Annotated in this window: 9 protein-coding genes; all 9 read right to left on the bottom strand. The window is 66.9% G+C overall.

The features are described 5' to 3' along the window. Window positions 1-145: 145 nt before the first annotated feature. The gene (locus H512_RS22055; protein WP_053239448.1) at window positions 146-1,840 is read right to left on the bottom strand and encodes a methyl-accepting chemotaxis protein; all 1,695 of its coding nucleotides are present in this window, start codon (window positions 1,838-1,840) and stop codon (window positions 146-148) included. Window positions 1,841-2,425: 585 nt separating this feature from the next. Then, complete coding sequence (locus H512_RS0101095) at window positions 2,426-3,373, bottom strand: D-ribose ABC transporter substrate-binding protein (protein WP_026781955.1); 948 nt, start codon at window positions 3,371-3,373, stop codon at window positions 2,426-2,428. A gap of 117 nt (window positions 3,374-3,490) precedes the next feature. After that, a complete protein-coding gene (locus H512_RS0101090; protein ID WP_084798237.1) occupies window positions 3,491-4,531 on the bottom strand; it encodes an ABC transporter permease subunit in 1,041 nt (346 codons plus the stop codon). Window positions 4,532-4,553: 22 nt separating this feature from the next. Beyond that, window positions 4,554-6,098, bottom strand: a complete 1,545-nt coding sequence (locus H512_RS0101085) for a sugar ABC transporter ATP-binding protein (protein WP_026781953.1) — start codon at window positions 6,096-6,098, stop codon at window positions 4,554-4,556. A gap of 1 nt (window position 6,099) precedes the next feature. Continuing rightward, window positions 6,100-6,795, bottom strand: a complete 696-nt coding sequence (locus tag H512_RS0101080) for a DUF2291 family protein (protein ID WP_084798236.1) — start codon at window positions 6,793-6,795, stop codon at window positions 6,100-6,102. Window positions 6,796-7,373: 578 nt separating this feature from the next. Continuing rightward, a complete protein-coding gene (tal, locus tag H512_RS0101075) occupies window positions 7,374-8,333 on the bottom strand; it encodes a transaldolase (protein ID WP_026781951.1) in 960 nt (319 codons plus the stop codon). A gap of 300 nt (window positions 8,334-8,633) precedes the next feature. After that, window positions 8,634-9,749: an alcohol dehydrogenase catalytic domain-containing protein gene (locus H512_RS0101070; protein WP_053239447.1), complete on the bottom strand. Its 1,116-nt coding sequence runs from the start codon at window positions 9,747-9,749 to the stop codon at window positions 8,634-8,636. Between the two features lie 162 nt (window positions 9,750-9,911). Beyond that, complete coding sequence (dhaL, locus tag H512_RS0101065; protein WP_026781949.1) at window positions 9,912-10,550, bottom strand: dihydroxyacetone kinase subunit DhaL; 639 nt, start codon at window positions 10,548-10,550, stop codon at window positions 9,912-9,914. Window positions 10,551-10,561: 11 nt separating this feature from the next. Then, window positions 10,562-11,557, bottom strand: coding sequence for a dihydroxyacetone kinase subunit DhaK (locus tag H512_RS0101060; RefSeq protein WP_026781948.1), 996 nt, complete (start codon window positions 11,555-11,557; stop codon window positions 10,562-10,564). Window positions 11,558-11,854: the final 297 nt, after the last annotated feature.

The raw sequence follows: 11,854 nt of genomic DNA, 5'->3' as shown, positions 1-11,854 counted from the left end.
GCGGGCTCTTTCCGGCCCGGCCGTCCCGCTCCGGCTGTTCTCGAAGCGACGCGGCCGCAGGCGCGACGAGCCGAAGCCTTCGTCCGAAAGGCCGGGCAGCCTGACGGACGAAGGCTTCAACCATTCTCCGGCCATATCGCCGGCTTCACGCCACCTTCAGCCCCTCGACGAACAGGCTCACCTCGTCTTCGAGGCGCTGCGAGTGCTGCTTGAGCTGTCCCGACACGGTCAGCACGTGCCGCGCCGCCTCGTCGGTCAGTTGCGAGGAGGCGCTGACCTTCTCGATGATCACCGTCACCTCAGACGCCGCCGAGGCGGCGCGCTGGGTGTTCTCGGCGATCTCGGCGGTGGCCGCGCCCTGCTGCTCGACCGCCGAGGCGATCGACTGCGACGACAGCTCGATGTTCGACAGCGTGCCGACGATGCTGTCCATGGCCTGCACGGCCCGGTCGGTGGCCGAGGTGACCTCGCCGATCTTGCCGCGGATGACCTCGGTGGCGCCGGTCGTCTGGTTGGCCAGTCCCTTGACCTCGGCGGCGACGATGGCGAAGCCCCGCCCGGCGTCGCCGGCCCGCGCCGCCTCGATGGCGGCGTTGAGCGCCAGGAGGTTGGTCTGGGAGGCGATCTCGTTGATCATGTTGACCACGTCGCCGATCTCGTGCACGGCGACCGACAGCGCCCGCACGCTCTCGGCGCTGCCGCGCGCCTCGCTCGCCGCTTCGCTGGCGGTCATCGACGAGCGCTCGACCAGCCCGGCGATCTCCCGGATCGACGCCGACAGCTCCTCGGCGCTGGCGGCGATGGCGTGGACGTTGCGGGCGGCATGGCTGGCCGCCGACTGCACGGCCTCGCCCTGCTGGGCGGTGCCGCTCGCGGTGTCGGTAAGGTTGTTGGCCGAAACGTCCAGCTCGACCGATGACGCGCCGAAGCCGGACACCATCTCCTGCGTCCGCTCGACGAAGCGCTCGGCCAGCCGCGCCCGCTCGGCGACCACCGCCTGCTGGCGGGCGTCGACGGCTTCCTGCGCCGTCCGTTCGGCAAGGCCGGCCGCCAGCGCCTGGCGCAGCGCTTCCAGGCTGCGGGCCAGGGCGCCGACCTCGTCCTTGCGGCTGCCGCCGGCGACGGCGAGATCGTAATTGCCGGCCTCCAGCTCCGACATGCGGCCGAGCAGCTTGCGCAGCGGCCGCGACACCGTGCGGCTCATGAACCAGATGCCGAGCATCATCACCGCCAGCACGGCGAGCAGCGTGCCGCCAGCCGAAAAGGCGATCGAGCGCCAGGAATAGGCGTTGTTGGCGACCGATTCGGCGCGGACTTCCTTCAGCAGCACGTCGTTGAAGCGGACGGCCGTCGCCTGCGTCTTCTCGATCAGCGGCGTGCAGGACTGCATCAGGCTGCCGACCGCCGCGGCAATCCGCGCCTGATCGGCCGAGGTGAGCTGTTCGAGAACACCGCCGCAGGTGTCGAGGAACGCCTGGTCGAGGCCGCTGCGGATGGCCTTCAATTCGGCAGCCTTGGCCGGCAGGGCGGCGGCGGCGGCGTCGATATACTTGTTGAAGTTCGAGCGGCTGGTGGTGCGCAGCATCGCCGCCTGCTGGATCTGGTCCGGGCTGGTGGCGGCGGCGTTCTGGTACATCGAGGTCACGATGTCGGACAGCGCCCGGTTGGCGCGACCGACATAGTCGGCGGCGGCCACCGAGCCGCCGAGCAGGCCCGAATAGCGCTGGTCGACCGACAGCAGCGTCACCGACGAGTAGCCGCTGCTGAGCAGGGCCAGCACGCCCAGCATGCCAACCAGCAGGTTGGTCTTGACCATCAACGAGGCATTGAATATCCGCATGTCTCTCCCCCTCCGAGCCTTTGTGCCGCTCCCCCGCCCGCCGCTCGGCCCGTCTCCCGATGGCGGCGCCCCTGTCGACCGTCCTGTTACATTTGATCGGGGAATGCCGGGCGTCGAAGCAGCGACAACAAGACGAACAGTCGCGAACTGGCTCCGGCACACGCCGGAGCGCCGTGCCGGACGGCGTAGCCAGGCCCGGCCGGGCCGAAAATCCGGGATATCCACTGCACGGGAGCGGCGAGGAACCAAAACGCTGCCCGATGGGAAACTCCCTCAGGCATGAGATTGACATCATATTTGTTGATATAATCCTAACATACTTCGTGCGATCGCTGATGCGGATGTTTCAGCCGGGCGGAGCGGTTTGCCGTTTGGAACGCTCGTGCCGTGGGGCCGCAATATGAAAAGCCCGCATCGTCAAGACGATGCGGGCTCAAGCTCGTCGGCGCGCCGCTCACGCGGCGGCGGCAACCGGCGCCGTCTCGATCCGTCCAGCGAAGCAACCGGAGCCTTGCGCCCCGAGCGCCCCATCGATCCGACGCCGGTCGCCACCCCGGCCTGGCCGGGCGCCGACCGTCCTGATACTTACTCGGACAGCACGAAGGGCGACGTCATCTTGTCGACGTTGTCCTTGGTGATCAGCACGCAGTCGTAGAGCTGCTTCTCGGTGGAGGCGCCGGTGGCGCCGGTCTTGATGAAGCTGTCGGCCTGCTCGACGGCCTTCTGCGAGAACACGGCAACCGGCTGCAGCACGGTGTACTGCAATTCGCCGGCCTTGACGGCGGCAACCGCGTCGGGCGAGCCGTCGAAGCCGCCGACCTTGACCTGGTCGAGCTTGCCGGCTTCCTTGAGGGCGGCCACGGCGCCGAGCGCCATCTCGTCATTGCCGGAGATCACGCCGATGATGTCCGGATGGGCCTGCAGCAGTGACTGCATCTTCTTGTAGCCCTGCGAGCGGTCCCAGTTGGCCACTTCGCGGCCGACCTTGACCAGGTCCGGATACTGGGTGAGCACGGTCTCGAAGCCGTTCGAGCGGGTGGCGGCGTTGTTGTCGGCCGGGTTGCCGAACAGCTCGACGTAGTTGCCCTTCTCGCCGACCATCTCGACCCACTGGGTGGCGCCGGCAGCCGCGCCCTGCGCGTTGTTGGAGACGAGCTGCGCCTTGGCGAGGCCTTCCTGGTTGATCTCGGCGTTGACGAGGAACACCGGGATGTTGGCGGCGACCGCCTTCTTGACGGCGCCGACCGAACCATCGGCGTTGGCCGGATCGAGGATGATCGCCACCGACTTGTTGGTGATGGCGGTGTCGATCAGCGTGCTCTCGGCATTGGTGTCACCCTTGTGGGCCGACACGTTGGCCGTGTAGCCGAGCTTCTCGGCCGTCGCCTTGGCGACCTCGCCCTCGGTGAACCAGTAGGGGTTGGCCGGGTCGGTGACGATGATCGAGATGAGGCCGTCGGCATAGGCGTAGCCGCTCATCAGCGGCGCCATGGCCGCGGCAGCGAAGAGGACACGGCGAAGGCTGGTAGTCATGTTTCTCACTCCCTAATTAACCTGGTTGATCAACGCGCCGGACAGACGGCGAGGCTTTCCGCACCAGACGATGTTCCTCCGGCCTGGTACAGAGAAGGGCTTGAATGGATTGCCGTTTCAGAACCGCTTGCCACCGTACTGGAGGCTGTTGAGCAGCACGGCGAGCACGATGACGGCGCCGGTGAACACGGTCTGCCAGTAGGCGGAGACGCCGATGATCACCAGGCCGTCGGACAGGAAGCCGATGACGAAGGCGCCGAGCATGGTGCCGCGGACGTTGCCGCGGCCGCCGTTCAGCGAGGCGCCGCCGATCACCACCGCGGCGATGGCAATCATCTCGTAGGTGAAGCCGGCCGTCGGACCGGCCGAGGTGAGCTGCGAGGACAGCACCAGGCCGGCGACCGAGGCCAGCATGCCGGACAGGGCGTAGACGCAGACATGGACGAAGGGAACCGGCACGCCCGACAGCTCGGCGGCGCGCTGATTGCCGCCGGTGGCGTAGATCCAGCGGCCGAAGGCGCTGCGGGCCAGCATGATGCCGAACACCGCCGCCAGGATGGCCAGCACCACGACGCTGACCGGGATGCCGAACAGCCGGTTGAAGCCGAGCCAGTCGAAGCCGGTGTTGCCGTAGGTGTCGTTGCCGCCGAGGTTGTTGTAGGTGAGGCCGTTGGTGATCAGGAGCGCGATGCCGCGGGCGACGTAGAGGATGCCGAGCGTCGCCACGAAGGCCGGAACGCGCATGTAGGCGACCAGTACGCCGGTGATCGAGCCGAGGAAGGCGCCGAAGGCCAGCGTCATCACCACCACCGCCCAGACCGGCGGGTAGAGGATGATGCCCATCGAATTGAAGGTGACGCCCTGCATCAGGAAGCCGGCGACGATGCCGGCGAGGCCCAGCACCGAGCCGACCGACAGGTCGATGCCGCCGGTGAGGATGACCAAGAGCATGCCGATGGCCAGGATGCCGTAGATGGCGACGTGCGACGACATGATCAGGAGGTTGCTGACCGTCAGGTAGTTCGGCGACATCAGCGAGAAGAAGACGATGATCACCAGCAAGGCGGCGAAGGCGCGCCCCTCAATCAGAAGGCCGGCGATGTTGATCTTCTGCTTGGCGGCCGCCGGAGCCAGTTTCGAGACATCAGTATTCGACATGGACGTTGTCCTGCTCATTCGATTAATGGACAACGGCTTCGCCCGAAGCCGCCATGATTCTTGCCTTGGTCACATCAGAACCGAATTCGGCAGAGATCTTGCCCTTGTGCATGACGATGATGCGATGAGCGACGCTCAGGCATTCGCCGACTTCCGACGTCGTGTAGAGAACGGCGAGGCCCTCGCGGGCGCCCTCGGCGAGCAGGCGGAACACCTCGGCCTTGGCGCCGATGTCGATGCCGCGGCTCGGCTCGTCGAGCAGGAGCGCCTTGGGGTTGGTCGACCACATCTTGCCGATCACCACCTTCTGCTGGTTGCCGCCCGACAGCGAGCCGATCAGGTGATCGGGCGAGCCGGCCTTGATGGTGGTGCGGCGGATGGCGTTGGAGATGTGGTCGCGTTCGAGCCGGCGGGAGGTGAACAGGCCGCGGACGAGACGCCGCAGGTTGGCGAGCGACAGGTTCTGGCCGATGGTCATGGTCTGCACCAGGCCGTCGCGCTGCCGGTCCTCGGGCACCAGCACCAGGCCGGCGGCGATGCGGTCGGCGATGCTGGCCCGGGTGATCTCCCGGCCGTAGAGCCGCACCTTGCCGGTCTCGGCCGTCAAGCGGCCGGCCAGACATTCGAGCAGTTCGGTGCGGCCAGCGCCCATCAGGCCGTAGATGCAGACGATCTCGCCGCCGCGCACGCTGAGCGACAGTTCGTCGACCAGCCTCTGGTTGCCGGTGGAATCGCAGACGGTGACCCCCTCGACCTCCAGCACGACATCGCCGAAGGTGTAGTCGGTGGGCGGCGAGCCGAGATTGAAGTGCTCGCCGACCATATTGCGGACGATCCATTCGAGGTCGATGTCGGCGCGCGGGGCATAGGCGGTCATGTTGCCGTCGCGCAGCACCACGGCGTGGTCGGTGATCTGCAGCGCTTCTTCGAGATGATGCGAGATGTAGACGATGGAGACGCCACGGCTCTTGAGGTCGCCGATCACCTTGAACAGCACCTCGACTTCCGAGGCGGAGAGGGCCGAGGTCGGCTCGTCCATAATCAGGATGCGGCTGTTGACCGACAGGGCGCGGGCGATCTCGACGATCTGCTGCTGGCCGAGGCGCAGGTCCTCGACCTTGATGCGCGGGTCGATGTTCTCCTCCAGTTCGGAGAGCAGCAGGCGGCATTGCCGCTCCTCCTCGGCGAAGTCGACGCCGTAGGGCGTGCGGATCTCGCGGCCCATGAAGATGTTGTCGCGCACCGTCATGTTGGGCGCCAGACTCAGCTCCTGGTGGATGATCGAGATGCCGTGGTCGCGCGCCTCGGTGGAGGAGCCGAATTCGATCGTCTCGCCGTCGAGGATGATCTCGCCGGAGGTCGGCTTGTAGACGCCGGACAGGATCTTCATCAGCGTCGACTTGCCGGCGCCGTTCTCGCCGAACAGCGTCGTCACCTGGCCGCGGTGAACATCGAAGTTCACACCCTTCAGGGCCTGGATGCTGCCGAACACCTTGGCGACGTTGCGGGCCGACAGCACGACCTCGGCCGCGCCGGCTTCGGGAGCGGGAAAGACGGACGTGTCCACGTTATTGGACCTCCAGGCGAACCGGCGTCACCAGCCAGCTCTTGGGATTGATCAGCCGGAAGGCGCCGACGACGCTGATCGTCTTGCCGGCCAGCGCGCTGGTGTCGACCGCTTCCAGCACCGTCTTCTTCATCTCGTTGTTGAGCGCCGAGCCGGCGTTCTGGTACTCGATCTGGTTGGTGAACGCGCCGAAGTGCACCGTGCCGGTGGCGTCGCGGAGTTCGGTGCCGTTGATGGCCGGGCCGGTCTGGAGGCGGATCTTGACGTCGGGGAGGTCGGGAACCTTCACCTCGTAGATGCCGGACGCCTGCTTCTCGCCGGCGACACCCGTCAGCTTCACCGAGAACACCGGGCCGGACCCGCCGGCGATGCCGTATTTGGCGGTCGCCTCGGCCTTGTCGGCGAGGATCGCCTGCTGCAGCACCGACGCCTCGACGGCCCGCTCCTCGATCGCCTGCTTGATGCCGGGAAAGGCCTTGGCGCCATAGGCGGCCGGCGAGAAGCCGGCCTGCCGCAAATCCTCGGACGAGCCGATCCGCACCACCTTGGTGTCGACGGCGATGGCCAGGATGACGAGGACCACACCGCCGATCAGCGCGGTGCGCCGCCACTTCGGCCGGTTCGACCGGGACGGCCCGGCCGCCTTGGACAGGCCAGCCTGTTTGGTTGGGATTGTCGTGCTCGCCTCAGTGCTCATCGCCTCAGAACCTCATCCTCTGATGATCACGTCCGGGCTGGGCGAAACGGCACTCGGCGGACCGAGCGGCTCCTTCTGGCATCGGAACACGCACCCTCGATCGCCGTGGAACAACCGCGGCGTCCTGCGTACCCGAACCGGAGCGATCCCTCCCAACCATCCCGCGGCCACGTCTCCTCAAACCGCCGCCGGATGTGATCTCGTGATACTTTTTTCAAACCACGCGACAATTAGAACGATAACACACGGGACATCTGTTTTCAATCTATCAAAATTTTGTTCTATGGTCGCAATCGACGATGCAACCATAACGATGTCCGCTTTGTCGCTTGCCGCGCAACACTCCTCGACCGAGCCGTAACGTCAGGATTATCGCCGCATAAACAATATCTTGCGGCAAGCATCTCCCGCCACCTCGATCGCCTTGCTCACCCGCGGCGCCCATCCCTTCCCGGACAGGATCGTCACGAAACGTAACATGATCGCCTGACAGGATGGGACGACCATCCCCCGCCGGACGATCCGGCCGCCCCGCCGGCGCGCCGTTGATCGGCACGTCGGCGGCATTCCGGCCCTGCTCAGGCTGGCAGCCTGGCCCGCAGGAGGTCCAGCAGGGTCTCGGTGTCCTTGGCGAAGGCGCGGATGCCCTCGGAGAGCTTCTCGGTGGCCATGGCGTCCTCGTTGAGCTGCCAGCGGAAGCTGGCCTCGTCGAGCGGCAGCGGCCGGATGTCGGCGGCCGGCGGGTTGGCGCCGAGCCGGCGCTCCACCGGCCCTTCCATGGCCCGCAGGCTGTCGATGAGGCCGGGGCTGATGGTCAGCCGGTCGCAGCCGGCGAGGCCGAGGATCTGGTCGGTGTTGCGGAAGGAGGCGCCCATCACCACCGTCTTGTAGCCGAAGGCGCGGAAATAGTCGTAGATCTCGCGTACCGAGCGGACGCCCGGATCGTCCTCAGACGAGGTGACGACGGCGCCATGCGCCTTGTACCAGTCGGTGATGCGGCCGACGAAGGGCGAGATCAGGAACACGCCGGCGGCGCCGCAGAGCGCGGCCTGCGCCTTGGCGAAGATCAGCGTCAGATTGCAGGCGATGCCCTTGTTCTTCAGCTCGGCCGCCGCCTTGACGCCTTCCCAGGTGGCGGCGATCTTGATCAGGATGCGGCTCGGGGCAACGCCGGCCTCGCGATAGAGGGCGATCAGCCGCTCGGCGCGGCGCACCGTGGCGGCGGTGTCGAAGGACAGGCGGGCGTCCACCTCGGTCGAGACGTAGCCGGGCACGATGCGCGACAGCTCGGCGCCGAAGTTGACGGCCAGCTTGTCGAGCGCCAGCTCGAGGCGGGCGTCGGCGTTGCGCTCCCGCGCCACGGCATAGTCGACGGCATCCTGCATCAGCGCGGCATATTCGGGCTTGCTCGCCGCCTTCAGGATGAGGCTCGGGTTGGTGGTGCAGTCCTCGGCGCGGGCCGACTTGATCTCGGCGATGTCGCCGGAGTCGGCAACGATGATCGTATGCCGGGCAAGCCCGGCGAGCTTGTCGCCCATGTTGGTTTCACCTTCTTCAGTTGCAGCGGATGCGGTGCCCTGACGGCGGGGACCTGCCGCCGTGACGGAATGTTGTCCGGCCGCAGCCAGCCGCCAGCGGCGGCGCGACAGGATCGCGCCCGGCGCAACGGCTGGGAGATCGGTTTCGGGAGTTTCGCGCGTCGGCCCCGTCATGTCCGGGCCGGGCGGGAGCGGCGGCAGCCGCCGCTCCCGAGGCCGGGGGCCGGCGAAGGTCGGCCGTCCGGCGTCTTCTGTATCGGGCGCGGCACGCCGGCGGTCCGGCGCGCCGCGGTCTCATCTTCAGGGAACCAGGACGATCTTCAGCGACTTGTCGCCCTTCTTCATCATCTTGAAGCCTTCGTCATAGTCCTTGAGCGGCAGCTTGTGGGTGACCACGCCGTCGGTCGGCAGGCGGCCGTCGGCGATGGCGTCGATGACGAAGGGATAGACGTAGGGGCTGAGGTGGGCGCCGAGAACGTCGAGTTCCTTGCGGTCGGAGATGATCGACCAGTCGCAGGTGACGTCGTGGCTGAACACGCTGAACTCGACGAAGCGGCCGAGCTTGCGGATCATCTTCAGGCCCTGCAGCACGCTCGACGGATGGCCGGTGGCCTCGATGTAGACGTCGCAGCCGTAGCCGTCGGTCAGGCCCTTGACGATCTTGTCGACGTCCTCCTTGAACGGGTTGAGCACCATGTCGGCGCCGAACTGCTTGGCAAGCGCCAGCCGGTCCTCCTTGCCGTCGAGCACGATCAGCGTCTTGGGATTCTTGAGCCGCAGCGCGCCGACCATGCCGAGGCCGAGCGTGCCGGCGCCCGACAGCACCACCACGTCATCGAACTGCACGTTGGCGCGGTTGACGGCGTGCGCCGAGCAGGCATAGGGCTCGATCAGCACCGCCTTTTCCAGCGGCACGTCGTGCGGCACCTTGTGGGTGCGCGATTCCTTGGGGAAGCGCATGTAGCCGGCCATGGCGCCGTTGACGTTGGTCTGGAAGCCGTAGACGTCGTGCTTCTCGCACATCCAGTATTCGCCGCGCTGGCAGAAGCGGCAATGGCCGCAGGGCACGATCTGCTCGGACACCAGGCGGTCGCCCAGCTTGTACTTGCCCTCGGCGGCGACGTTCTCGCCGATCTCGACGGCGACGCCGACGAACTCATGGCCGGGGATCATCGGCGCCTTGATATAGGCCGGCTGGTCGGCATCGCCCCAGAAGGACGCCGCGCCGTCGTAGCTCTTGATGTCGCCGGCGCAGATGCCGCAGCCCTCGACCTTGATGATGATCTCGTCCGGGCCGGCGCGCGGCACGTCGACGGTGGCGAGGCGGAAGTCGCCGGGGGCGTAGGCGACCACGGCTTCCATGGTCTTCGGCAGTTCGCCGAGCGAGATGGAGTGAGCGTGCTTGACGATGTTCATGTTTTCCTCCCTGGGGAAAGAAGGCCGACACGGCGCGTCTCGATTGCCGGCGTGCCGCCGCCGTCGTGGGTCTCCGGCCGCGCCGAGACGCGGCTCATCGGTCGCGCCCCGCGGCGCGACCAGGCTGTCGATTCCATAAGGCCGCCGGCGGCGGCCGGTCCTTCACGCCACCTTCGGCGCGACGCTGCCCGCCATGGTCTCGAGGATGACGCAGCAGGACGCCGAGCCGGCATCAAGGACGCCGCGCGACCGCTCGCCGAGGCGGCTCGCCCGGCCGACCCTGGCGATCATGCCGACGGTGGAGTCCCGGCCCTGGCGGGCGGCCTCGGTCATGTCGTCGAGCGCGACCTTGTAGGGCTTGCCGGCGGCCAGCGCCGCCTCGAAAGCCTCGACGGCCGGCACCAGCGTGTCGAGCAGCGTCTTGTCGCCGGGCTTGGCGCCGCCGATGTCCAGCACGCCGTCGAGGCCGGCCCGGACCATCCTGGCGAAGGCGGGCGCGTCGAGTTCGGTCACGCCATCGAGCGAATCGGCCATCTCGTTGAAGAAGGTGCCGTAGAGCGGCCCCATCGAACCGCCGATGCCGGCCATCAGCGTGTTGCCGAGCGTGGCGAGGCTCTCCTTCAGGCCGGGCGTCGGCGTGCCGAGCGCCTGGGCGCAGAGGTTGAAGCCCTTGGCCATGTTGACGCCGTGGTCGCCGTCGCCGATGGCGCCGTCGATCTCGCTGAGGCGGTCGCGCTGAGCGACGATCGCCTTGATCAGGTCGGTCACCACGAAGCCGGCGTCATTCACCTGAAGACCCATGACGCACCCCCTCACTTGACCAGGCCGACCGAGCGCGCCGGATGGGCGAGCAGCCGGTCCAGCTCGTCGTCGAGCCGCATCACCGTCAGCGTGGCGCCCATCATCTCCAGCGAGGTGAAGTAGTTGCCGACGAAGTTGTGACGAATCTCGATGTTCCGCTGGCCGAGCACGTCGGCGATGCGGTCGTAGAGGATGTAGAGTTCCATGACCGGCGTGGCGCCGAGGCCGGACAGCAGCACCGCCACCTTGTCGCCGGCCGCGAAGGGCAGGTCGGGCAGCACGTAATCGAGCATCATGTCGGCCATTTCGGCCGCCGGACGGGTCTTCATCACCGAGACGCCGGGCTCGCCGTGGTGGCCGATGCCGACCTCCATCTCGCCGTCCTTGATCATGAAGTTGGGGTGGCCGACCGCCACCAGCGTGCAGGGCGACAGACCGATGCCGATCGAGCGGGTGTTGTCGATCGCCTTCTGGGCGGCGGCGATCACCTCGTCGAGGCTGCCGCCCTCGGCGGCGCGGGCGGCGCCCACCTTCCACATCAGGATCTCGCCGGCGACGCCGCGGCGCTTGGCCAGCTCGTCCTTGGGAGCGGAGGCGACGTCGTCGTTGGCGACGACGGTCTTGACGGTGAGGCCGTCCTTGGCGGCCATCTTCACCGCCATCTTCACGTTCATGTTGTCGCCGGCATAGTTGCCGTAGAGGCAGGCGACGCCCTCTCCGCCATCGCATGCCTTGAAGGCGTCATAGAACGACTGGGCGGTGGGAGAGGAGAAGATTTCGCCGATGGCCACGGCGTCGACCATATTCTCGCCGACGTAGCCGACGAAAGCCGGCTCATGACCCGAGCCGCCGCCGGTGACCACGCCGACCTTGCCGGCCTTGGGCGCCGAATTGACCTTGACGACGCGCGGGTTGTCGGTGACCGACACCAGATCCTTGTGCGCCTTGACATAGCCGCGGACAGCATCCTCGACCATCAGATCGGGATCGTTGAATATCCTGTTCATTCGCGATCTCTCCACCCCTCGCCGGAAAGCCCTCCGGCGACCTTGACCCTCGCGAGAGACCCGACACTCGCCTCGACGCCATCGCAGCGCGCGATCGAACCGACAGCAGCCGTCCTGAAGTCCCTCGACATCTGCACGCTCCTCCCAGAGCGCTCTCAGATCGTGTTACATACGTTACAGCCGGGCCGGCGGGATGTCAAACAAGAAGTGCATTTTCTCACGCAAAATTGCCATTTTGGGTCGATTTAGTGTGATTAACGTATCATCGAATGTGATTTTGTGCTGGCGGGACACCGG

Origin of the sequence: Pleomorphomonas koreensis DSM 23070 (assembly GCF_000425185.1) — a bacterium.
Classification (GTDB): domain Bacteria; phylum Pseudomonadota; class Alphaproteobacteria; order Rhizobiales; family Pleomorphomonadaceae; genus Pleomorphomonas; species Pleomorphomonas koreensis.
The sequence above is the reverse complement of the archived record's forward strand: the minus strand, read 5'-3'. Positions and strand labels throughout refer to the sequence as shown.